The organism is Pseudomonas sp. BP11-1-1 (assembly GCF_052112105.1).
In the GTDB taxonomy this organism is placed as follows: Bacteria; Pseudomonadota; Gammaproteobacteria; order Pseudomonadales; family Pseudomonadaceae; genus Aquipseudomonas; species Aquipseudomonas alvandae.
The window spans coordinates 12,564-33,779 of the sequence record NZ_JAUTYU010000004.1 but is presented as its reverse complement, the minus strand read 5'-3'; the positions used below and the strand labels follow the sequence as shown (position 1 = coordinate 33,779).

Here is a 21,216-nt window from a genome sequence, read left to right as displayed (position 1 = left end):
TGAGGCGATGTGAGATGAAACGTTCAGAGGCACAAATCCTGCGTGAATACGGCCCGTTTCCAGGCGTCGACTGCGTGCACGGCGTGAGCCATGACGGCGAGCGCGTCTGGTTCGCCTCGGGCGAAAAGCTGCACGCCCTCGATCCCGCCAGTGGCCAGACCGTGCAGTCCCTTGATGTTCCAGCGAATGCGGGCACGGCATTCGACGGTCAGCATCTGTTCCAGATTGCCGGCGACAGCATCCGCAAGATCGATCCGCGCACCGGCCAGGTAGTGGCGACGATCCCGGCGCCCAACAGTGGTGATGACTCCGGCCTGGCATGGGCCGAAGGTTCACTTTGGGTCGGTCAGTACAAGGCGCGCAAGATCCTGCAGATCGACCCGGCCGACGGCAGGATTCTGCGCACGATCGAATCCAATCGCTTCGTCACGGGCGTGACCTGGGTCGATGGCGAGCTGTGGCATGGCACCTGGGAAGATGATGAAAGCGACCTGCGGCGTATCGATCCGCAAACGGCGCAAGTGCTGGAAAGCGTGACGATGCCGCCGGGGATCGGCGTGTCGGGGCTGGAGTCCGATGGTGCGGACCGGTTCTTTTGTGGTGGGGGCGGCAGCGGCAAGGTGAGGGCGGTGCGTCGGCCGGTTTGAGGGCTGGCCAAGTTCAGTATCTGAAATACCGCATTTGTGGCGAGGGGATTTATCCCCGCTGGGGCGCGCAGCGGCCCCTCTTCCCTCACGGCCCGACACACCGAGCACTGGTTCAGGGGGCTGCTCCGCAGCCCAGCGGGGATAAATCCCCTCGCCACAATGATGTCTGCCTATTGGCTTATGGCGCGCCAAGCACCATCGTCCAGTACACCCCCGCATCACTGCTCGGATCGCTGGCGGATGCGGCGCCCATCTGGGTAAACATCGGGTTCATCAGGTTGGCGCAATGCCCGGGGCTGGCGAGCCAGTCGCCCATCGCCTGGCTCGGCGAGCGCTGTCCGGCGGCGATGTTTTCGCCCAGCTTATGTCCGCGAAAGCCGGCGCCCTTGGCCCGGTCGGATGTGGAGCGACCGTCCGGGGCGCGATGGGCGAAATAATTACCCCGGGCCATGGCGCGGCTATGCCCGAGGGCAGCGGTACCCAGGGCGGCGTTCCAGCTCAACGGCCGAGCGGCGGCAAAGCGCTGGCGCCCGCACATCCGTGGCTTGGCCCTGGCGGCGTTGACCTGGGCCAGCAGCGTCTTGTCCGGCGCGCCCGCATCGCTCATTCGCGTGCTGCCCCCCATGGGCTGCGCCAACACCACACGCCACTCGTCACCGACCCGATTGACGCCGATATCGGCGTACCGATTGTCCAGCAGCGCCGCGCAATGCTCGTCTGCGAGCATTTCCAACGCTTCGTCGGCGTCCCGTGCGTCGGTCAGGCGAATGCTGCGCACCTCGCGGGCTTGATAACCCACATCCTTCAGTGCGTCGCGCAGTCCGCCACGGAAACCGATCGGCAACGCCAGGTTCGAGCGCAGTACCAAGGGGGGCGCGGCGCGCAACCTTCGCCAGTCACACCGTTGGGACTGGCTGCGGTAGTCGTTGATAGCGCTCACCAGTTGCCCTTCGCCCCGGGCATGGGCCGGGCTGGCGAGGAGAGAAGACAGGATCGTGAGGCACAGCGAAGCGAAACGGCGAGAGCGAACAGGATGGCGCATGGGGCGAACGGCTCGGGAGGGAATTGCCTTGACGCCAGAACGGCGCCGGTCAGCCCTGGATGCATCGTTCAGGGCTGGGGTAGGACTGCGGCTTTTGAAACTAGTTTCAGAGCTGGCAAACACTTAAATCCCTGGACCCACACAGCCCTCTGTGGCGAGGGAGCTTGCTCCCGCTGGGTTGCGCAGCAGCCCCGGTTTTTGCGACCGCTTCGCGCTCGAGCGGGAGCAAGCTCCCTCGCCACAAAGGCGTTCAGTTGTGAGCTTCCACCGGCGCCTTGACCCGCTCGACCTTGCGCCACGTCAGCAACACGATGCCGGTTACCACGATCGCGCCGCCCAGGATCTGCCCAGGGTTGAGCATCTGGTCCAGCACCAGCCAGCCGATCAGCAGGGTCGCCAGTGGTTCGATGTTCATCACCGGGGCGTTGCGCGGCATGTCCAGGCGCGGCACGCACATGAACAAGACGATGAAGCCGGTGCCGTAAAGCACCATCAGGGTGGCGAGCGCCAGCCAGCCGGTGCTGCTGGCGGGGAAGTCAAGGCCGCCGGGCAGGGCCCCGGTGAGGCCGGCGAGGTTGACGCTGCTGAACACAATGAAAATCGTCAGCAGGCTGCGTACTGAGCCGCGCACCTGGGACAACTTGTGATCGGTGATCCACAACGCGCACGCGAAGACACACGCGGCGCAGAACGCCAGGCCAACCCCCAGCAGCCATTGCGGGCCGACATCCGCCTGGGACGCCAACCGCGTCGGCACCTCCAGCACGAATACTAGGCCCACCAGGATCAAGCCCATCAGCGTTGCGGTACGGGCAGTCGGGCGCGGGCCGCCGAGGGCCCAGGTCAACAGGGCCAGGAGAATCGGGAAGACGTTGCCCACCAACAGAGCCAGCGCCACCGGCACCCGGGCCACGGCGGAATACAGGCACAGGCTTTGGGCGCCGATCAGCAGGCCCAACGCCAACTGCCAGCGCCAGGCGCCGGGCGGCAGGCGCAAGCTCTGGCGTTGCCACAACACCATCGCCGCCAATACCAGCAACGTCCCGCCCGAGCGCAGCAGGATCGCCAGCAACACGCCGGCCCCGTCATCGAACGCCGCCCGCGCGGCGACATGGTTGCCAGCGAAGGCGCAGCCCATGCAAAGCAGAATGAGCACGGCGATGGGGCGGGGGAATGGAATGGGAACATTGGATGCGGCGATGGAGCGGGTCATGGCAGGACGTCTCAAAAGGAGGGCGCGAAACAAGCCCTATTAGCGTAATGCTGCTCACTTAAGAAAAAGGGGGGCCCGTGGCGAGGGAGCTTGCTCCCGCTCGGCTGCGAAGCGGCCGTAAAACCGGCGAATGCGGTGTATATAAAACTCCGCATTCAGCAGTTTTGGGGCCGCTTCGCGACCCAGCGGGAGCAAGCTCCCTCGCCACAGGTTGTTAGACGATCTTGAGTGAGCAGCGTCAGCCCTTTAGCGGGCTTTTGATTTTGTTGTCGTACAACTGAGTCGAATTTTTACCGTATATGGCGAGCGCTAACAAGCCTGTCGGAAAACGCTTCTTGGTTTCAGTGTCAGGTTATATGCCGCGTTCAAGCCGATTTCGGCTTTTTCTACGCCGTGAAGGCCGCTGCCAAGCAACAACTGTATTTTTGATCTTGTACGATGTCCTATCAGAGAGTAAAACAAACGTCCCCGTCCAATAATAATTAACGGAGACGTACGATGGATGCTTCGCAACCTGCAACCGCCGATCAGGGGCGCCGGATCTTCCTGAAGAAATCCCTGGTGGTCTCGGCCGCCGCCGCGACACTTGGAAACCTGTCCGGCCTGGCCCAGGCCGAGCCGCTGAGCCAGCGCTATCCAGACCCCCTGATCAATATCCTCGACCCCAGCTTCATGGACTTGCGCATCTTCAACGCCAGCGTCGAGAAGCTCGCCAGCGGCTTGCGCTGGGCGGAAGGGCCGGTATGGATCGGCGACGGTCGCTACCTGCTGGTCAGTGACATTCCCAACAACCGCATCGTGCGTTGGGATGAAGTAACCGGTGGCTTGTCGGTGTACCGCGAGAACTCGAACTTCTCCAACGGCATGTGCCGCGATCGCCAGGGGCGGTTGCTGGTCTGCGAAGGTTCGACCACGACGAGCGAAGGTCGGCGCATCACGCGCACCGAACCCAACGGCACCATCACCGTGCTGGCCGACAGTTTCGACGGCAAGCCGTTGAATTCGCCCAACGACATCGTCTGCAAGCGGGACGGCTCGATCTGGTTCACCGATCCACCGTTCCAGACCGGCAACAATTATGAAGGGCACAAAGTCACCCCGGCGCAGCCTCACGCGGTCTACCGCATCGACGGCCAGACCGGCAAGCTCAGCCGTGTAATCGACGATTTGGCGGGGCCCAACGGCCTGTGCTTTTCCCCGGACGAAAAAACCCTCTACGTAGTCGAAGGCCGGGCCAAGCCCAACCGTTTGATCTGGGCGATCACGGTCAAGGATGACGGCACCCTGGGGGAGCGGCGCAAGCACATCGAAGGGCTGGACTACGCGGCCATCGATGGGATCAAGTGCGACGAGAGCGGCAACCTCTGGTGCGGTTGGGGCGGGAATGGCGATCCCAAGGCCGACCTGGAAAAACTCGACGGCGTGCGGGTGTTCAACCCCGAGGGCAAGGCTATCGGGCACATCTCGTTGCCGGAACGCTGCCCGAACATCTGCTTCGGCGGGCGAGAAGGCAACCGGCTGTTCATGGCCGGCAGCCACTCGCTGTACTCGTTGTTCGTGAACACCCGAGGGGCTACGTTCGCCTGACCAAAAAATAGGCTCAGCAACGTCTCTCAGTGAGTCGAGCACCTGTTTTGTGGCGAGGGGATTTATCCCCGCTGGGCTGCGAAGCAGCCCTCAAACCAGGCAACTCGGTGTGCCAGGAATATTGAGTTCACAGGTTTGGGGCTGCTGCGCAGCCCAGCGGGGATAAATCCCCTCGCCACGATTTTCACAATCATTGGATAGAGGGCGTCCTGGACGCCCTCTGCCTCAACCCAGCTTCACGTTCATGGTGATCTGCGCCGTGAACACCTTCTTGCCTTCCACGTCATGAATGTCCACCGGCACGATCTTGTCGCCTTCGGTCTGCCAGTCCACCTCGTCGCCATTCGCAACCGCCGTCACATCGCTCTTGGCCTTGGCCAGGTATTGCACGCTCATGCCTTTGGGAATCCAGCGGGCGCCTTCCGGAATGGAAACGTTGGTCATCATGCCCGCAGCCAACTCGGCGGCGTTGCACATGGCGATCGCGTGGACTGTGCCCAGGTGATTGGTGATTTCCTTGCGAAACGGCACCTGCACGGTTGCCGCGCCCTGGCGCAACTCTGTGACCAGAGGGTTGATGGTGGAAAAGTACGGCGCCATCTGACAGGCCATTTTGCTGAACGCGTCCGGACCTGCGCTGTTGAACATACCGAGAACCTGATTCATGTGAAGCCTCGCTGACGAGTGATTTTGCGGAATGATGTTCCGTTACAGAATAATGTTCTGTAACGGAACGGTATTCTGTTGGCGGCGAATCTGTCAAGCTGTGCTCACTTCATCACGGGCAACCCAGCGCCCGGTCCATTCAACGAACCGGTTAATGCCAAGCATGGAAACAGCAGATTTACTCGAACGCGCCTTCCCCGGCAGAAGGGCCGAGCTCAAGCGCGATATCTTTCGCAAGGCCCTGGCGCTGTTCAACGAGCAGGGCATCGAGGCGACCACCATTGAAATGATCCGCACCGAATGCCAGACCAGCGTCGGCGCGATCTACCATCATTTCGGCAACAAGGAAGGCTTGGTGGCGGCGCTGTTCTTCACCGCCCTGGAGGATCAGGCGCGTTTGCGCGAGCAATATCTGTCCGAGGCGACAACCGCCGAACAGGGCGTGCAAGCGTTGATCTACAGCTACGTTGATTGGGTGGACAGCCAGCCCGAATGGGCGCGTTTCCAGTATCACGCGCGTTTTGCGGTAACCAAGGGACCGTTCAAGGACGAGCTCGCCAGCCGCAACACCTCACGTAACGGTCAACTGTGGCAGTGGCTGAGCGCCGCAGAGCAGGGCGAGGCGCTCAAGCGCTATCCCGCCGAGTTGATGTTCTCGCTGATCATCGGCGCGGCTGAAAGTTATTGCCGGGCATGGCTGGCGGGGCGAGTGCCCTCCAGTCCGAAGATTCACCGGGAATTATTGGCGCAAGCAGCGTGGCGCTCCATCAGCGCTGACTGAGCGATTACAGCGGGCAACTCCACAATTCCACGGCCGGTTGTTGCGCATCGGGCGGCCCCAGCCAATGCGCCATCGGCTGGCAAACGCCGGCATGACACAGCTGATAGTCGCCGGCCTGGGGTGTGCGGCCGAGCTTCAGCGGTTGCAGCGGCGGCAGTTCGCGGTGGTATCGCCAACTGCCGTTTTCCAGCCGAGCGCCCTCGGGTATTTCCATGCCGGCGCCGTTGCCCTTGACCCTGGCCTCACCCAGGATCAGGCCCTGTTCGCTGACCCGATAATCCTCCTCCCAACGGATCTTCTCGATGGTGTGGTTCCAGGCCAGCGTGAACTCGCTGAGTTCAAGGTGTGCCCAGACCACGCCGGACAAGCCCAGGCACAAGCCAATCACGCCAAGGCTCGCCCGACACGTCGTGAGCGCCAGACGTGCTGGAAAATCAGCAGCGCACCCAGCACGAAGCCGATCTCATCGGTCAGGGGCAGGGCAACCACCAGCATCGCGCCGGCGGCAAAACACATCAGGCGTTCCCAGACCGGCATTTTCTGTTGCAGGTATCCAGTGGAAGCCATCCCCCAGAGCCCGACGGCCAACAACGTCTTGACCACCATGTACGCCGTCATCCACAGATTGTCGCCCTGCAGCATCAACGCCGGGTTGTACACCGTCATGAATGGAATGACGAAGCCGGCGAGGGCGATGCGCACCGCCCAGAAGCTGATCTTCAGGCCGCTCTCCCTGGCGATGGGCGCGGCGGCGAAGCAGGCCAGGGCCACCGGCGGGGTCAGGTCGGCGAGGATGCCGAAATAGAAAACGAACATGTGCGACACGATCAGCGGCACGCCAAGTTCCAGCAGGGCGGGCGCGGCAATCGAGCTGGTAATGATGTAGTTCGGGATGGTCGGGATGCCCATGCCCAGCACCAGGCAGGTGAGCATGGTCAGCAGCAGCGACAGGAACAGGTTGTCCTTACCGATCGCCAGGATATAGCCGGCGAACGTGGACGCCACGCCCGTCAGCGAGACCACGGCGATGATGGTGCCGACCAAGGCGCAGGCGATCCCTACCGGAACGGCGTGCCGGGCGCCGTCCACCAAGGCGTGCAGGCAGACGACCAGGGTTTCCCGGGTGCCTTTCATGAACCAGCAGGCCACCACCAGCACGCCGATCACCGCGAATACAATGCCGATACCGAGCCGGAAGAACCCGACGCAAAGGATGCCCAGCGCGACCCAGAAGGCGCAGCGCAAGGCGTAGTTCGACACTTTGAGAATGATCGCCGAGCCGAGGATCACGATGGCCGTCAGCGCCAGCCCGACCATGCCGGAGAACAGCGGCGTGCGGCCGGAAAACAGCAGGTAGACCAGAACGGCCAATGGGATCAGCAGGAACCAGCTCTCCTTGACCGCGCCCCAGGCGCTCGGGCATTGGTCCTTGGGCAGGCCCTTGAGGTCGGAGCGCTTGGCTTCCAGGTGAACCATCCAGAACACCGAGCCGAAATACAGGCACGCCGGAATCAGCGCGGCCTTGGCGATCTCCACGAACGGCACGTTGATGGTCTCGGCCATGATGAACGCCACCGCGCCCATCACCGGCGGCATGATCTGGCTGCCCATGCTCGACGTCGCTTCCACGCCGCCGGCGAACGCGGCCTTGTAGCCAAAGCGTTTCATCAGCGGAATGGTGAACTGGCCGGTGGTCACGACGTTGGCGATGCCCGAGCCGGTGATGGTGCCCATCAGCGCCGACGACACCACGGACACCTTCGCCGGGCCGCCCAGCTTGTGGCCGAACAGGCCCATGGCAAAATCCGTGAACAGCTTGATCATGCCGGCCTTTTCCAGGAACGCGCCGAACAGGATGAACAGGAAGATGTAGGTGGCCGATACATAGGTCGGCGTGCCGTACAGGCCTTCGGTGCCGAAGGCCAATTGGTTGATGATTTGATCGACGCCGTAGCCGCGATGGGCCAGTTCGCCTGGCAAGTGTTCGCCGAACAGGCCATAGGCGAGAAAGAGGCCGCAGATGATCGGCAAGGCGATGCCCATCACCCGCCGCGCCGCCTCGAACACCAGCACGATCAGCATGACGCCGATGACCATGTCCGCGGTCGTCAGGTCGCCGGAACGCTGGATCAAATCGGCCTCGAAAACCCATTGATAGAGTGCCGTCGCCATCCCCGCCAGCCCAAACACCCAGGCCAGGGGTTGCCAGGGCCGTTGCTTGCCGTGGGCCGGGTAGCTCAAAAACACCACCCACAGCAGAAAGCCCACATGCACCGCCCGCAGCACGATGCTGGAAACCGGTGAAAAGGCCGCCGTGATGATCTGGAATATGGAAAACAGCAACGCCACGTAGAACAGCGTCTTGGGCCAGTCCCGCGGGTCCGTGGCGATGCCGTGCTGGTCTTCACTCATGAGATGCCTGCCTGTTGTCGACGTGCGGATGCGAAACGCAATGCTGCAACGGCGACGGGCGCCGTTGCAGTGCCAAGGGCTACAGCGCGCCCACTTCCTTGTAGTAGCGCTCGGCACCGGGGTGCAGGGCGATCGGCAGGTTTTTCGCGGCGTTTTTCAGCGAGATGTCCTTGGCCGCTGAGTGAGAGGTGCCCAGGCGGGTGAGGTTATCGAACAACAGCTTGGTCATCTGATAGGCCACTTCATCCGGGACGTCCGCGCGGGTTACCAGGATATTGGTGATGGCCACGGTGGGCACGGCATCCGCCTGGCCGTCGTAGGTGTTGGCGGGGATCATGGCGCTCTGGTAGGCCGGGTTGCCGATCTTCTGTACCACGTCAGTGGGAATCGACACGTAAGTTCAATTTCATCGTCGACGCCAGGTCACGAATGGCGGCCATGCCCAGGCCGGAGGATTGCAGGGTGGCGTCCAGTTGGCGGTTCTTGATCAGGTCCACCGATTCGGCGAAGGGCAGGTATTGGACCTTCATATCGTTGTAGGTCAGGCCGGCGGCCTTGAAGATCGCCCGGGCGTTGAGTTCGGTGCCGGATTTCGCCGCGCCGACGGAAACGGTCTTGCCCTTGAGGTCCGCGAGGGTCTTGATCCCCGATTCTTCGCTGGCGACGATCTGGATGTAATTGGGGTAGGCGCCGGCAATCGCCCGCAGCTTGGTCAGCGGGGCCTTGAAGCCGGCATCTTCCACACCGTTTTTCGCATCGGCCACCGAATCGCCCAAGGCCAGCGCCAGCTCCCCACGCCCGGCTTGCAGCAGGTTGAGGTTTTCCACCGAAGCCTTGGTGGCCTGTACCGATGTCTTGGAACCTTCGATGCCGCTGCTGTAGATCTGGGAAAGCCCGACCCCGATCGGGTAATACACACCGCTGGTGCCGCCGGTCAGGATGTTGATGTACACCGGGGCAGCTTGGGCGGTGGTGGCGACCGCCAAGGCTGCGGCGGCGGCCAGGAGGGTGAAGCGCTTGTTGACTCGCATTGAGGACTCTCCGTCTTGTTATGGCTTTATGCAGAGTCTTTCCACTGTAGTCGAAACAAGGGTATTGGGTGGTGGCGAGTAAGCACGAGCAAAGAACTTTCGTAATCAGTTTGATTCGGGGCCGCTTCGCGCCCCAGCGGGAGCAAGCTCCCTCGCCACAAAAGCAATCTCGCCTAGCCGGAGGTATGCGCTCAGTAGCAGATATCCCCGTGGCGAGGGAGCTTGCTCCCGCTGGCGCGCGCAGCGGCCCTGGTCTTAGCGGTCTGGCTCGGAACGGAAACCTACCAGGGGAGCCGAACTGCCCCGCACGGTCAACTCGAACGGCAGCAGCACATGCCGCTGCGTGATGGGGCGCTTCTCGATCAAGGCAATCAGCATCTCCACGGCTTTGTGACCAAAAGTTTCTGCCGGTTGGGAAATGGTCGTCAACGGCGGATCGCAATACGCGGCGAACGGAATGTCGTCAAAACCCACCAGGGAAATATCCTCGGGCACCCGCAGGCCCATCTGCTTGATGCGCTTGAGCGCGCCGATGGCCATTTCGTCGTTCTCGCAGAACAGCGCGCTGGGGCGCTCGGCCAGTGTGAGCATCGTCCCGGCGCCGTCGTAGCCGGCCTTGAGGGTGAAGTCGCCGTGGCAGACCAATTCAGGATCGAGGGCGATACCGGCGTTGCCCAAGGCATCTTGGTAACCGGCCACGCGGTCGAGGGTCAGCGGGCTGCTGCGCGGGCCCTTGATGATGCCGATGCGACGATGGCCGAGTCCGATCAAGTGCTCGGTCATGGCGCGCGCGGCACCGCGGTTGTCCAGGCTGATGGTCGGGTAGGGCGCGTCCTTGACCACCTCGCAGGCGTTGACCAGCGGCAGCGCGTCGGTGCCGGGAGGCAATGAGACAAAGGGGTCGCTGGCGCGCAACTGGATCACGCCGTCGGCCTGATGGGCGTAGACCAGCGCGGCGAATTCCTGCTCGATGTCTTCGCGGCCCTGGGTGTCGCACAGCAGTAGCCGATAGCCGGCCGCTTGCGCCGCTTGTTGGGCGCCGCTGATGACCCGGGCGAAAAACGTGTTGGCGATTGTCGGCACGAGAATCACCAGGTTGCCGGTGCGCCGGGAGCGAAACTGCACCGCCATCAGGTTCGGTCGATAGCCGGCCTGGAGTACCGCTGCGTTGACCTTGTCCCGGGTCTCGGGCAGCACGCGTTCGGGAGATTTCAGTGTTCTGGACACCGTGGCCACCGACACACCGGCCAGCCGGGCCACTTCACGGATGTTGGACAAGGGCACCTCGATTCGGCGCCTGGCGACCCAGGCATGGCGGCGAGCTTACCGCAGGTTTGTCGCCCGACACATCTCAAGCCTGTTCCATAGCGTTTGACAGGCGACAAAACCAAGCCTAGATTCCCGTCATGATGTAACCGGTTACATCATCGATCCGGACAGAAGAGAATCGCGATGAATCCTGTAGCACCGAAAATAAGAATGGGCTTCGTCGGCGGTGGGGAGGGCGCATTCATCGGCCAGGCCCATCGTCAGGCCGCGGGCCTGGACGGCGGTTTCGAGCTGGTGTGCGGCGCGTTCAGCCGCGATCCCCACAACAACCGGCAGACCGGCGCGGCGTTGGGGCTGGCGGCATCGCGTTGTTACCACGACTGGCAACAGATGCTCGACGACGAAGCGCTGCTGCCGCTGGATCAGCGCATGGAATTGCTGGTGATCGTCACGCCCAATCACCTCCACGCACCGATTGCCAGCCAAGCGCTGAAGGCCGGCTTCCACGTGTTCAGCGAGAAGCCCGCCGCGCTGAATCTCAAGGAGTTGCTGGCCTTGAGGGACGTGCTGCAAGACAGTCGTTGCCTCTACGGCCTGGCCCACACTTACCTGGGCTATCCCATGGTCTGGCAGGCCCGGGAAATGGTGCGTTCGGGGGTGATCGGTCGGGTGCGCAAAGTGTTCGTCGAGTATCCCCAAGGCTGGCTCAGCCAGGACGTCGCCGCCCAGGGCAACAAGCAGGCCGAATGGCGCGATGATCCGGCCCGGTCTGGCTTGGGTGGTTGCATCGGCGACATTGGCACCCACGCGTTTTCCCTGGCCGAGTTCGTCGCGGACCAACCGATCCAGCAGCTATGCGCCGCGTTGGGCAGCCATGTTCCGGGGCGGCAGTTGGACGATGACGCCGCGATGCTATTCAAGATGGAGGGCGGCGCTAGCGGCGTGTTGCTCGCCAGCCAGGTCTGCACCGGTGAAGAAAACCCGCTGAAGATTCGCGTCTATGGCGACAAAGGCGCGCTGGAGTGGCGCCAGGAAGCACCGTCGAGCCTGATCCATCGCGCCTTCGACCAACCGCTGCGCGTCCTGCGCAGTGGTGTCGGCCAGCCTTGGCTGTGTGAAGCGGCGACTCGGCGGATGCGTCTGCCAGCGGGGCATCCGGAGGGTTATCTGGAGGCGATGGCCAACCTCTACGGCGATTTCGCCCAGGCCATTCGTGCCCGGGTCGAAGGCCCTGATGTGCCGGGCGTACCTGGCATCGAAACCGGTTTGCGCGGCATGGCGTTTATCGAGGCCGCCATCATCAATCACCGTGGCGAGGCGAAGTGGACCGCGCTGGAAACCGGAGAATCGCAGCTGTGAAGACTCTCGACCAAACATCGCGCGGCCTGCGCGGGCCGGCGATTTTCCTGGCGCAGTTCATGGCCGACGAAGCGCCGTTCGACAGCTTGGCGAATATCGCCCGATGGGCCGCTTCGCAGGGCTACAAAGCCATCCAGGTGCCGACGCTGGGCACGCGTTACATCGACTTGGCCCGGGCCGCCGAGAGCCAGGACTATTGCGACGAACTCAAGGCCACGTGCGCAGCGGCCGGCGTCGAGATCAGCGAATTGTCGACGCACTTGCAAGGCCAATTGGTGGCGGTGCATCCTGCGTTCGATGCGTTGTTCGACGACTTCGCCCCGGCCCACCTGCGCGGCCAGCCCCAGGCGCGTACCGAGTGGGCCATCGAGCAACTGAAACTGGCCGCCCGCGCCAGCCAGCGCCTGGGCCTCAAGGCCCACGCGACGTTTTCCGGTGCGTTGCTGTGGCCGTATATGTACCCATGGCCGCAGCGCCCCTCGGGCCTGGTCGAGCAAGGCTTTGCCGAACTGGCCCGGCGCTGGCGGCCGATCCTCGATTGCTTCGATGCGGCGGGCGTGGACCTGTGCTACGAAATCCACCCAGGCGAAGACTTGCACGACGGCGCCTCGTTCGAGCGCTTCCTCGAGGCGGTCGACCATCATCCACGGGCCGCGATTCTCTACGATCCCAGCCACTTGTTGCTGCAACAGATGGATTACCTGGGCTTCATCGACCGCTACCACGCGCGCATCCGCATGTTCCACGTCAAGGACGCCGAGTTTCGCCCCGACGCCCGCTCCGGTGTCTATGGCGGCTACCAGGGCTGGGTGGATCGCCCGGGCCGGTTCCGTTCCCTCGGCGATGGGCAGATCGATTTCAAGGCGATTTTCAGCAAGCTGACCCAATACGGCTTTGATGGCTGGGCGGTGCTGGAGTGGGAGTGCTGCCTGAAGGATTCGCAACAGGGCGCGGCCGAGGGCGCGGCGTTCATCCAGCGGCACATGATCAACAAGACGGCCAAGGCGTTCGATGATTTTGCCGGAGTCACGGCGGATGAGGCATCCAACCGGCGGTTGTTGGGGTTGCCCCCAATGCGATGACGTAACCCTTGTGGCGAGGGGATTTAGCGAAACGTCGCACCGCCCCGCTGGGCTGCGCAGCCGCCCCCCAAATTTTTGCGGTCGCTTCGCAACCGAGCGGGGATAAATCCCCTCGCCACAAAGTGCTCTAAACGAGGCTTCAAATTTCACAAGAACAACAAGACGGTGACAGTCATGACCACGATAAACGCACGCCTCAGCGTGATGATGTTCCTGCAGTTCTTTATCTGGGGTGGCTGGTTCGTCACCCTCGGCACGTTCCTGTCCAGCACGCTGCAAGCCAGTGGCGGGCAGGTCGGCATGGCCTTCGCCACCCAGTCCTGGGGGGCGATCATCGCGCCGTTCGTGATCGGCCTGATCGCCGACCGCTACTTCAACGCCGAGCGCATCCTGGCGGTGTTGCACCTGGTGGGCGCGGTGTTGCTGTATCAGCTTTATTCGGCGGTGGATTTCGGCGCGTTCTACCCCTTCGTGCTGGCCTACATGGTGATCTACATGCCGACGCTGGCCCTGGTCAATTCCGTGGCCTTCCGGCAAATGCGCGACCCGGCGCTGGAGTTCTCACGCATCCGGGTCTGGGGCACCCTGGGCTGGATCGCCGCGGGCGTGGTGATCAGCTTCGTGTTCGCCTGGGATTCGCGCGAGGCGATTGCATCCGGTGGCTTGCGCAACACCTTCCTGATGGCGGCCATCGCCTCGCTGGTCCTCGGGCTCTACAGTTTCACGCTCCCCGACACGGCACCGCTCAAGGAGCAGGCGAGTGCGAGCGGCATCAAGCAATCCCTGGGGCTCGATGCGTTGGGCCTGCTCAAGGATCGCAGCTACCTGGTGTTCTTCATCGCCTCGATCCTGATCTGCATCCCCCTGGCGTTTTATTACCAGAACGCCAATCCCTTCCTGGCCGAAACCGGCATGACCAACCCGACGGCGAAAATGGCCATCGGGCAGGTGTCCGAGGTGCTGTTCATGTTGCTGTTGCCGCTGTTCATCCAGCGCTTCGGCATCAAGTTGGCGCTACTGGTGGGGATGTTGGCGTGGGCGTTGCGCTACGTGCTGTTTGCCTACGGCGACAACGGCGAGCTGGCGTTCATGTTGTTCATCGGCATCGCCCTGCACGGCATCTGCTACGACTTCTTTTTTGTCTCGGGGCAGGTCTACACCGACGCCAAGGCGCCGAAACACCTGCGCAGCTCAGCCCAGGGCTTGATCACCCTGGCGACTTATGGCGTGGGGATGTTGATCGGTTTCTGGGTGGCGGGGCAGGTGACCGATCATTTCGTGGTGGAAGGCGGCCATGATTGGAAAAGCATCTGGCTGTTCCCGGCCGGTTTTGCGCTGGTGGTGTTCGTGGGTTTCCTGTTGACCTTCAGTGGTCGTCAAGCGGCCGTGGCACCGTCCAAGGCGTAAATGTGGGAAGAGCGTCAGTCACTTGTGACTGGCGCTCAGCTTGGTGTAGGTCACTTTCCCGCCTTCGTTGGAATAACCCTTGTTGTCCAGCGTGTAGACGCCGGCCTTGAAATAGAAGTCGTAGCCGTACCAGGACTTGTCCAGCTTCACCTGTTTGCCGCTGCTGCCGATCAGCATCGTGAGCTGGCCTTGCTTGTCCATTTGCAACGTGTAGGAGAAGGATTTGTTCAACGGCACCTTGGGCACGGTGTAGATCACCGGGCTCTTTTTGTCGTTGGGCTTGACCCGGTATTCCACGTCAATGTTGCCGGTGCCCTTTTCGTAGCGGTAAACCAGTTTCAACAACGGCGTCGGGGCATTCTTGGCGTGAATCTGCGCCACCACCACACGGCCTTCCGACGGCACCTGGTTGACCGACAGTTCGCCCTTGAGTGTGTTGGTGCCGCTGTTGTAGCGCCAATTGCGATGCTTCCCATCCTTGCTGGTTTCCCGCAGTTCGGAACGCGGGAATTTGCTGTTACCGGTATGGGAGCCGGTGACGGGCGCCCAGAAGACGATCCGCTGGCCGTTATTGTCGAAATACTTGTTTTTCAAACTCGGCATGGCTTTGGTCGCCACGACCTGCGCGGGCGTTTGCACCGGCAGGGTAACGCTCCAGACTGTTACGTCGATCATGATGAAACCCTCCAACGGGACCGGCCGTTACCTGGCGGTCGTCAAGACAAGAAACTGCCTTCCGTGGCGTAGTTTTCATGCTATCGACGCGAGTCTGTTTCGCTGGAGGCGCACCTGACGAATGGCTCTGCCATGGGCCTTTCGAGCCCTGAAATGGGCAGAGGATGTTGTGTCATTTTATTGCTGATCGGTTAGAGTACGCGCCGCCCGAGAGATGGATCCCGGGCGTTTATCCATGGAGCCTCAAATGAACCACATCAGCAAAGTTGTCGCCGGCGCACTGTTCGGCCTGGTCCTGGCGGGTTGCACCGGCACCCCGATGAAGACCCAGCAGTACGACAGCAGCCAATACACCGTCGTCGGTCACAGCGAAGCCAAGGCCACCGGCCTGCTGCTGTTCGGCGTGATCCCGATCCGCCAGAACAACCGTTTCGTCCGTGCCCAGACCGCGGCGATCCAGGCCAAGGGCGGCGACGCCATGATCAACACCCAAGTCCAGGAAAACTGGTTCTGGGCCTGGGTCCTGACCGGCTACACCACCTCGGTGTCCGGTGATGTGGTCAAGCTGAAGAACGTTCAGTAATACCGACCAGGTAAGTCCGCTTACCCGTGGCGAGGGAGCTTGCTCCCGCTCGATTGCGCAGCAATCGCAAAAACAGGGGCCGCTACGCCCGAGGCGTCGGACCGGCCCAGCGGGAGCAAGCTCCCTCGCCACAAGAGTCTTTCTCCATTCAACGTCCTCCCACCACCATGTGACTGAACGGCGCTACATACGCCTGCAACGTCACCAGCCCGCCCACAAGGATCGCCAGCACCACCGAGTGGAAAAACACATAGCGCAGGATTTCCCCTTCGTGGCCGTACCAGCGGGTTGCGGTCGAGGCGACCACGATCGATTGGGCGTCGACCATCTTGCCCATCACCCCACCTGAACTGTTCGCCGCCGCCATCAGCACCGGGCTGATGCCCAACTGCTCAGCCGTGACCCGTTGCAAGCCGCCAAACAGCACGTTCGAAGCCGTGTCCGAACCGGTCAGCGCGACGCCGAGCCAGCCCAGCAGCGTGCCGAACATCGGGTAGAAAATGCCCGTCGCGGCGAACGCCAGGCCCATGGTCGCGTCCAGGCCCGAATAACGCGTGAGGAAACCCAGCGCCAGCATCGCCACGATGGTGATCAGCGAATAGCGCACCACCCACAGCGTTCGAAGGTATTGGCGCGCCAGTTGCGGGATGGAATAGCCCATCAGCAAGCCGCCGAGAACCGCCGCCAAGAAGATGCCGCTGCCGGTGGCGGTGAACCAGTTGAATTTGTAGACCGCTTCCTCGGTTTTAGGCTGGGGCACCACGGGCGGGACCTTTTCGATCTGCTGGTGGATGGTGCCGAAGGTCAGCAGGGGCGAGAAGATCGGGTTGGCTTCGCGCATCGGTTTGCCCTGTGGGTCGAGCTTGGCCGATTGCGTCTGCGGGTCGATGGCCGGGCGGGTGTCGAAGATGTTCTTGAAGCCCTGGGTGCCCCAGGCAAACACGAACACCGTGAGGATGATCCACGGCATCCAGGCGCGCAGCACGGCGGGACGGGCATCATTGGCAAACGCGGCGCTGGCGACCGGCGCCTGTGCTTCGCTGGCGTCGATCTTCGAATCATCGTGTCGGCCCGACAGCGCTGCGGAGGTATGTATCGTGGCCGGTTTCCAGACCTTGATGAACCCGGTGAGGCACGCCATGGAGATCAGCGCGGCAATCACGTCCACCAGCATCGGCCCGTGGAAGTTCGACACCAGGAACTGCGGGATGGCGAAGCTGACGCCGGCCACCAGGATCGCCGGCCAGATCTCCAGCATCTTGCGCCAGCCGGCGAACGCCCAGATCAGCCAGAACGGCACGATCACCGAGAAGAACGGCAGTTGCCGACCGACCATCATCGACAGCTCCATCTCATCCAGTCCGGTGACTTTTGCCAGCGTGATGATCGGCGTGCCCAGGGCGCCGAACGCGACGGGAGCGGTGTTGGCGATCAACGCCAGGCCCGAGGCGGCCAGCGGCGAAAAGCCCAGCCCGATCAGGATCGCGCCGGTCACCGCCACCGGCGTGCCGAAACCCGCCGCGCCTTCGAAGAACGCGCCAAAACAAAAGGCGATCAACAGCAGCTGCAAGCGGCGGTCATCGGTGATGCGCGCCAGGGAATCCTGCAGGACCTTGAACGAACCGTTCTCGGTGGTCAGCCGGTGCAGGAAGATGATGTTGAGCACGATCCAACCGATGGGCAGCAGCCCGTTGGCCGCACCATAAAGCGCCGCCGAACCGGCCATGTTGGCCGGCATGCCGAAGGCAAAAATCGCGATGAGCAACGCCGAGGCCAGGGCGTACAACGCCGCGAGGTGCGCCTTGACATGAAAGAACGCCAGGGACGCCAGCATCACTACCACCGGAACCGCCGCCAGGAACGTCGACAGCACCGCATTACCGAAGGGATCGTAGACTTGTTGCCAGACCATGTTCCACCTCTGCTTTTTATTGTTGGAAGTGCAGGCCCCGGGGGGATTGGCAGAGAAGTATAGGCGGGGATTTGTCCCTGGATTGCACGCAACTCCCTTTGTGGCGAGGGGATTTATCCCCGCTGGGTGGCGAAGCCGCCCCAAAATTTATGCATTGGCAAAAAACTTGGGACTGCTGCGCAGTCCAGCGGGGATGAATCCCCTCGCCACAAAGGGGATGTGCAACGGCGGCTAGCGCGCTTCGACGTTGTCCAGCGCACGGTTGGCCAGCATTGCGCCCATTTCGATCAGTTGCAGGATGCCCAGCGCAACGTGTCGTCGCGAACCGTCCAGATCGAACGCCAGGTCATTGATCATCGCGTTAGCCGAGGCGAGGGTTTCGCTGAGGTTGGCGAGCAGGGCTTCGTTGCCCACGCCGTTGATCACGGTGAACAGTTGACTGGGGTCGGGTGTTGGTTTGCTGGGTTTGGGCTTGAGGTAGTAATCGAGGGCGCGGTCGGCGGCTTCGTCGAATGCCTTCGCGTCGGCTGGATCGGTGTCGGGAGGATTCGGGGTTACTTTGAACATAGATGAAACTCCAGATAAGAAATTGGAGCCATCATCCTCGCTACCAAACGAAGGGTGGTGGCCATACGAAGGTTGGTAGACCGGTTACCTGGCAACCCGGCGCGTCCGAGGACGCCCTGCGCATGACCACCATAAGACAGAGGTTGTAGAAGTCCCCTGCATGAGGCTGCACTTGCACCAGAAAGCCGGGCTACCAAACCCGATCGCTGATTTTCAGCGACCGAGCAACAGTAAAGCCCGGCCCCAAGACGCACAAGCCGGCGGATTCTGGCGTAGTTGTAGGTAACGGCGCAAGACGACGTAGCCCTAACGCGAAGGATCCTACAACCGAATAAACACAGCCCTCTGTAGGCTGAAAAGATGAGTAAACACAGAACCCGTGGCGAGGGGATTTATCCCCGCTGGGTGGCGAAGCCGCCCCAAAGAGGTGGATGGAGATAAGCCTGACACACCGAGGTGACTGCTATTGGGACTGCTGCGCAGTCCAGCGGGGATAAATCCCCTCGCCACAAAAGCTCCTCGCTTGTCTGAGGTGTGTGGTTCAGCCCTTCGCCGCCATCGCCGTCACTTCCACCCGCATCCCCTCGACCGCCAGCGCCGCCACGCCGACAGCCGCGCGCACTGGCCACGGCTTCGCGAAGAAGCGTTTGTAGACTTCGTTGAAGGCTGCGCGGTCAGCCATGTCGGTGAGGTAGATGGTCAGGTGCAGCACGCGGTCCATGGAACTGCCAGCACGTTCCAGTGCAATCTTGAGCGCCTGCAACGTGCACTCGCTTTGCGCCGTGATGTCGCCCAGTTCCAGGCTGCCGTCGGCGCGGGTCGGGATTTGCGTGGAAACCAGCAGGCCGCCGAAGCCGGCGACGTCGGAGGAGATGGAGTCTGTATCCGGGTCGGGGGTGAAGGTGATGTCTGGGTTGCTCATGCAAAACCTCATGCTGAAAAAAAGACCGCGGCAGTTTAGCGCCCATTGCTGCAACGTTCCTGCATTCCGTTATCCCAGCGCTCCCAGGCCGCTGCGTTGCACCAGCGCCTCAATGTAGGCCTCCAGCGTCGTGGTGCCGTGCAGGGCCGCGTCATCGCCCACATCGAAGCCGCTGTCGAGGCTGACGGCGCTCATGCGCGCATAGGATTGCGCCGCGGCGAGACTGAAACCGAGGCGCTGGAAGGCGCTTTCCCATTGGTCCCTGGGTATCACCTGGACCTCGACCGGCCGGCCGAGGGCCTTGGAAAAAGCCTGCGCCACATCGTTGGGCGAATACAGGCGAGGTCCTTGCACGTGACGCACGCCAACGTCGTCAATCGACGATAGCATCCGTGCGGCCGCCACTTCGCCCAGGTCCCGAGGCGCCACCATGGGAAAGGCGAGGTCGGCGGGAAATAGCGTGGGGAGCTTGCCGGTATCTCGGACGGTGTCGAGCAGGCTGTCCCAGTTGCTCATGTAATAGGCGCCGCGATTGATCGCCGCCGGGATAGGCTGGTTGCGCAAGCCTTCTTCCAGTTCCCACAAGACGCTGAGATCGCCGATACGTTCGCCGGGCTGGGCGCCAGCGGTGGATTGCACCACGATTTTCTCAAGCCCCGAGCCATCAAGGGCGGACAGGATATTGGCGACGGTGCCTCGTTCCACCACATCGGTATCGGTACTGGGGGCCGCCGACGGGTTGAGAATGAACGCCCTGCGCCCAAGTTGAAAGGCGGCGCGCAGTGACTCGACGTTTTCAGCATGCGCTTCGACGATCTGAGCGCCCCTGGCGTGCCATTCCGTGGCGTGGCTGGCGTTGCGGGTCATGACAATCACCGCATGCCCTGGCGCCAGTAAGGCTCGGGCCGTGGCCGATCCAACGTGCCCCGTGGCACCCATGATTACGTACATGGCTTCATCTTCCAGATCAAAGGCCGCCCTGGGCCGGGCGTTGAACGGTCACCCCCGGTTCAAGGTGCGGCGGCGTGGCATTCATGCGCTCGATCAGTTGCTGCGCCTGCTCCCAACCCAGATCAGGCACCAGCCATTCGAGTGCGTCTTCTGCGTTGAACGCCAACAGGCGCTGCTGCTGGCTGGCGATGTCGCCATAGGTCACCAGGGCCAGGCCGTCGCAGCCAAGGGGGTTTTCGCAGGCCTGGGCCAGGGCGGCAATGAAGATCGGAGTCGATTGCCGGGAGGTCACGTAGGCAGGACGCTGTGCCTGGTGAGGCGTGGTCGGTTCCGGCGATTCATACCAGCCGTCCACCGCCACCAGCACGCGGCCCTCGCGCTTGATCTGGTCGAACACCTTGGAGCGCATCACCAGGTGCAACGGCAGGTGCGTCAGCGGAGGCATTGTTCCCACCGACCAGATGGGCGACCAGCCCCAGCGAACCTTGATGCACTCCAGGCGCCCACCACGACGGCGGATGGCGCTGACCTGCATGTTTGGCTCGATCATGCCGTGTCGCGGCTGCGTCTTCGGCGGCGTGGCCACGCACAATTCCACGGGCGTCAGGCTTGTCCCGAAATGACCGCCGGAGGTGTCTCGCTGGTCGAAATATGCCAGGGAGTCCTTGGAAGAAACGTGTTGAACAAGACCGTCACACATAGCGAAAACTCCCGGCAGCGAAGCGCAAAGGAACCTTGATGATCCCGCCGTCGAAACCGTGCTTGTCGAAGCGCAGCACGGTGGCTTGCGGCGGTGTTATGTAGGTCCGAGCCGTGGCGATATGCTTGGTTCGAAAATCCTTGCGACGGGGAGACGAGCGGGCAGTGGGGGGAATCAACCACCGTCTTCGCGAGCAGGCTCGCTCCCACAGTGAGCAGTGTTGTTTGTTGGACGCGGGCACGGCGCAGAACCTTTGTGGGAGCGAGCTTGCTCGCGAAAGCGGTGGTTCAGTTTGCGGGGATGTTGAATGTACTGCCGCCATCGCGAGCAAGCTCGCTCCCACAGTGAGCAGTGTTGTTTGTTGGACGCGGGCACGGCGCAGAACCTTTGTGGGAGCGAGCTTGCTCGCG

The 21,216-nt window shown here is 62.4% G+C and carries 20 protein-coding genes and 1 pseudogene; 7 read left to right on the top strand and 14 right to left on the bottom strand.

The features are described 5' to 3' along the window. Positions 1-14: 14 nt before the first annotated feature. On the top strand, positions 15-647 hold the full coding sequence (locus tag Q7C33_RS09810) for a Vgb family protein (RefSeq protein ID WP_198796060.1): 633 nt from the start codon (positions 15-17) through the stop codon (positions 645-647). 178 nt (positions 648-825) lie between these two features. On the opposite strand, the gene Q7C33_RS09805 is transcribed toward Q7C33_RS09810, so the two are convergent. Together Q7C33_RS09805 and Q7C33_RS09800 are read right to left on the bottom strand one after the other, a co-directional pair. Beyond that, positions 826-1,689, bottom strand: a complete 864-nt coding sequence (locus tag Q7C33_RS09805) for a CAP domain-containing protein (RefSeq protein WP_407683318.1) — start codon at positions 1,687-1,689, stop codon at positions 826-828. A 250-nt stretch (positions 1,690-1,939) separates the two neighbouring features. Beyond that, positions 1,940-2,902 carry an EamA family transporter gene (locus tag Q7C33_RS09800; protein ID WP_198796062.1) on the bottom strand — a complete coding sequence of 321 codons (963 nt, stop codon included), beginning with the start codon at positions 2,900-2,902 and terminating at the stop codon, positions 1,940-1,942. 498 nt (positions 2,903-3,400) lie between these two features. Between Q7C33_RS09800 and Q7C33_RS09795 the strand changes: the two genes are divergently transcribed. After that, positions 3,401-4,489: an SMP-30/gluconolactonase/LRE family protein gene (locus Q7C33_RS09795; protein ID WP_198796063.1), complete on the top strand. Its 1,089-nt coding sequence runs from the start codon at positions 3,401-3,403 to the stop codon at positions 4,487-4,489. Between the two features lie 225 nt (positions 4,490-4,714). On the opposite strand, the gene Q7C33_RS09790 is transcribed toward Q7C33_RS09795, so the two are convergent. Beyond that, the gene (locus tag Q7C33_RS09790; protein ID WP_030141362.1) at positions 4,715-5,155 is read right to left on the bottom strand and encodes a hotdog fold domain-containing protein; all 441 of its coding nucleotides are present in this window, start codon (positions 5,153-5,155) and stop codon (positions 4,715-4,717) included. Positions 5,156-5,318: 163 nt separating this feature from the next. Between Q7C33_RS09790 and Q7C33_RS09785 the strand changes: the two genes are divergently transcribed. Next, positions 5,319-5,936, top strand: a complete 618-nt coding sequence (locus Q7C33_RS09785; RefSeq protein WP_258647904.1) for a TetR/AcrR family transcriptional regulator — start codon at positions 5,319-5,321, stop codon at positions 5,934-5,936. 4 nt (positions 5,937-5,940) lie between these two features. On the opposite strand, the gene Q7C33_RS09780 is transcribed toward Q7C33_RS09785, so the two are convergent. The 4 genes and pseudogenes from Q7C33_RS09780 to Q7C33_RS09765 all read right to left on the bottom strand — a co-directional run bounded on the left by Q7C33_RS09780 (position 5,941) and on the right by Q7C33_RS09765 (position 10,657). Beyond that, positions 5,941-6,324, bottom strand: a complete 384-nt coding sequence (locus Q7C33_RS09780) for a DUF1850 domain-containing protein (RefSeq protein ID WP_030141364.1) — start codon at positions 6,322-6,324, stop codon at positions 5,941-5,943. Then, entirely contained in the window at positions 6,321-8,348 is a 2,028-nt protein-coding gene (locus Q7C33_RS09775) for a TRAP transporter permease (RefSeq protein ID WP_407683317.1), read from the bottom strand. Before Q7C33_RS09775 ends, Q7C33_RS09780 begins: the two co-directional genes overlap by 4 nt. A gap of 79 nt (positions 8,349-8,427) precedes the next feature. Beyond that, a pseudogene (locus tag Q7C33_RS09770) lies at positions 8,428-9,379 on the bottom strand (TAXI family TRAP transporter solute-binding subunit). Positions 9,380-9,634: 255 nt separating this feature from the next. Continuing rightward, positions 9,635-10,657, bottom strand: coding sequence for a LacI family DNA-binding transcriptional regulator (locus tag Q7C33_RS09765; protein WP_407683316.1), 1,023 nt, complete (start codon positions 10,655-10,657; stop codon positions 9,635-9,637). 174 nt (positions 10,658-10,831) lie between these two features. On the opposite strand from Q7C33_RS09765, the gene Q7C33_RS09760 reads away from it, so the two are divergent. The 3 genes from Q7C33_RS09760 (at position 10,832) to Q7C33_RS09750 (ending at position 14,496) form a co-directional block, all read left to right on the top strand. Further along, positions 10,832-12,007, top strand: coding sequence for a Gfo/Idh/MocA family protein (locus Q7C33_RS09760; protein ID WP_033864575.1), 1,176 nt, complete (start codon positions 10,832-10,834; stop codon positions 12,005-12,007). After that, entirely contained in the window at positions 12,004-13,089 is a 1,086-nt protein-coding gene (locus Q7C33_RS09755; RefSeq protein ID WP_407683315.1) for a sugar phosphate isomerase/epimerase family protein, read from the top strand. The genes Q7C33_RS09760 and Q7C33_RS09755 overlap by 4 nt, the downstream gene beginning before the upstream one ends. Positions 13,090-13,263: 174 nt before the next feature. Beyond that, the gene (locus Q7C33_RS09750; protein WP_407683314.1) at positions 13,264-14,496 is read left to right on the top strand and encodes a nucleoside permease; all 1,233 of its coding nucleotides are present in this window, start codon (positions 13,264-13,266) and stop codon (positions 14,494-14,496) included. Between the two features lie 18 nt (positions 14,497-14,514). On the opposite strand, the gene Q7C33_RS09745 is transcribed toward Q7C33_RS09750, so the two are convergent. Next, positions 14,515-15,171 (bottom strand): polysaccharide lyase family 7 protein, encoded by a 657-nt coding sequence (locus Q7C33_RS09745; RefSeq protein WP_030141371.1) that lies wholly within the window; start codon positions 15,169-15,171, stop codon positions 14,515-14,517. Positions 15,172-15,418: 247 nt separating this feature from the next. On the opposite strand from Q7C33_RS09745, the gene Q7C33_RS09740 reads away from it, so the two are divergent. Continuing rightward, the gene (locus tag Q7C33_RS09740; RefSeq protein WP_030141372.1) at positions 15,419-15,754 is read left to right on the top strand and encodes a hypothetical protein; all 336 of its coding nucleotides are present in this window, start codon (positions 15,419-15,421) and stop codon (positions 15,752-15,754) included. A 148-nt stretch (positions 15,755-15,902) separates the two neighbouring features. On the opposite strand, the gene Q7C33_RS09735 is transcribed toward Q7C33_RS09740, so the two are convergent. The 6 genes from Q7C33_RS09735 to Q7C33_RS09710 form a co-directional block, all read right to left on the bottom strand. After that, on the bottom strand, positions 15,903-17,666 hold the full coding sequence (locus tag Q7C33_RS09735) for an L-lactate permease (RefSeq protein WP_407683313.1): 1,764 nt from the start codon (positions 17,664-17,666) through the stop codon (positions 15,903-15,905). A gap of 231 nt (positions 17,667-17,897) precedes the next feature. Further along, on the bottom strand, positions 17,898-18,233 hold the full coding sequence (locus tag Q7C33_RS09730) for a DUF6124 family protein (RefSeq protein WP_407683312.1): 336 nt from the start codon (positions 18,231-18,233) through the stop codon (positions 17,898-17,900). A gap of 541 nt (positions 18,234-18,774) precedes the next feature. Further along, positions 18,775-19,155 (bottom strand): RidA family protein, encoded by a 381-nt coding sequence (locus Q7C33_RS09725; protein ID WP_198798187.1) that lies wholly within the window; start codon positions 19,153-19,155, stop codon positions 18,775-18,777. A 69-nt stretch (positions 19,156-19,224) separates the two neighbouring features. Further along, positions 19,225-20,106: an NmrA family NAD(P)-binding protein gene (locus tag Q7C33_RS09720; RefSeq protein ID WP_407683311.1), complete on the bottom strand. Its 882-nt coding sequence runs from the start codon at positions 20,104-20,106 to the stop codon at positions 19,225-19,227. 16 nt (positions 20,107-20,122) lie between these two features. Continuing rightward, positions 20,123-20,806 carry an SOS response-associated peptidase family protein gene (locus tag Q7C33_RS09715; RefSeq protein WP_407683310.1) on the bottom strand — a complete coding sequence of 228 codons (684 nt, stop codon included), beginning with the start codon at positions 20,804-20,806 and terminating at the stop codon, positions 20,123-20,125. Further along, positions 20,799-20,984 carry a hypothetical protein gene (locus Q7C33_RS09710; RefSeq protein ID WP_148290007.1) on the bottom strand — a complete coding sequence of 62 codons (186 nt, stop codon included), beginning with the start codon at positions 20,982-20,984 and terminating at the stop codon, positions 20,799-20,801. The genes Q7C33_RS09715 and Q7C33_RS09710 overlap by 8 nt, the downstream gene beginning before the upstream one ends. Between the last annotated feature and the right edge of the window lie 232 nt (positions 20,985-21,216).

What these genes read in the sequence shown, in the direction of transcription:
- Q7C33_RS09810 (WP_198796060.1), top strand. Translation starts at nt 15, where the DNA reads ATGAAACGTTCAGAGGCACAAATCCTGCGTGAATACGGCCCGTTTCCA.
- Q7C33_RS09805 (WP_407683318.1), bottom strand. Translation starts at nt 1,689, where the DNA reads ATGCGCCATCCTGTTCGCTCTCGCCGTTTCGCTTCGCTGTGCCTCACG.
- Q7C33_RS09800 (WP_198796062.1), bottom strand. Translation starts at nt 2,902, where the DNA reads ATGACCCGCTCCATCGCCGCATCCAATGTTCCCATTCCATTCCCCCGC.
- Q7C33_RS09795 (WP_198796063.1), top strand. Translation starts at nt 3,401, where the DNA reads ATGGATGCTTCGCAACCTGCAACCGCCGATCAGGGGCGCCGGATCTTC.
- Q7C33_RS09790 (WP_030141362.1), bottom strand. Translation starts at nt 5,155, where the DNA reads ATGAATCAGGTTCTCGGTATGTTCAACAGCGCAGGTCCGGACGCGTTC.
- Q7C33_RS09785 (WP_258647904.1), top strand. Translation starts at nt 5,319, where the DNA reads ATGGAAACAGCAGATTTACTCGAACGCGCCTTCCCCGGCAGAAGGGCC.
- Q7C33_RS09775 (WP_407683317.1), bottom strand. Translation starts at nt 8,348, where the DNA reads ATGAGTGAAGACCAGCACGGCATCGCCACGGACCCGCGGGACTGGCCC.
- Q7C33_RS09760 (WP_033864575.1), top strand. Translation starts at nt 10,832, where the DNA reads ATGAATCCTGTAGCACCGAAAATAAGAATGGGCTTCGTCGGCGGTGGG.
- Q7C33_RS09750 (WP_407683314.1), top strand. Translation starts at nt 13,264, where the DNA reads ATGACCACGATAAACGCACGCCTCAGCGTGATGATGTTCCTGCAGTTC.
- Q7C33_RS09745 (WP_030141371.1), bottom strand. Translation starts at nt 15,171, where the DNA reads ATGATCGACGTAACAGTCTGGAGCGTTACCCTGCCGGTGCAAACGCCC.
- Q7C33_RS09740 (WP_030141372.1), top strand. Translation starts at nt 15,419, where the DNA reads ATGAACCACATCAGCAAAGTTGTCGCCGGCGCACTGTTCGGCCTGGTC.
- Q7C33_RS09735 (WP_407683313.1), bottom strand. Translation starts at nt 17,666, where the DNA reads ATGGTCTGGCAACAAGTCTACGATCCCTTCGGTAATGCGGTGCTGTCG.
- Q7C33_RS09730 (WP_407683312.1), bottom strand. Translation starts at nt 18,233, where the DNA reads ATGTTCAAAGTAACCCCGAATCCTCCCGACACCGATCCAGCCGACGCG.
- Q7C33_RS09725 (WP_198798187.1), bottom strand. Translation starts at nt 19,155, where the DNA reads ATGAGCAACCCAGACATCACCTTCACCCCCGACCCGGATACAGACTCC.
- Q7C33_RS09720 (WP_407683311.1), bottom strand. Translation starts at nt 20,106, where the DNA reads ATGTACGTAATCATGGGTGCCACGGGGCACGTTGGATCGGCCACGGCC.
- Q7C33_RS09715 (WP_407683310.1), bottom strand. Translation starts at nt 20,806, where the DNA reads ATGTGTGACGGTCTTGTTCAACACGTTTCTTCCAAGGACTCCCTGGCA.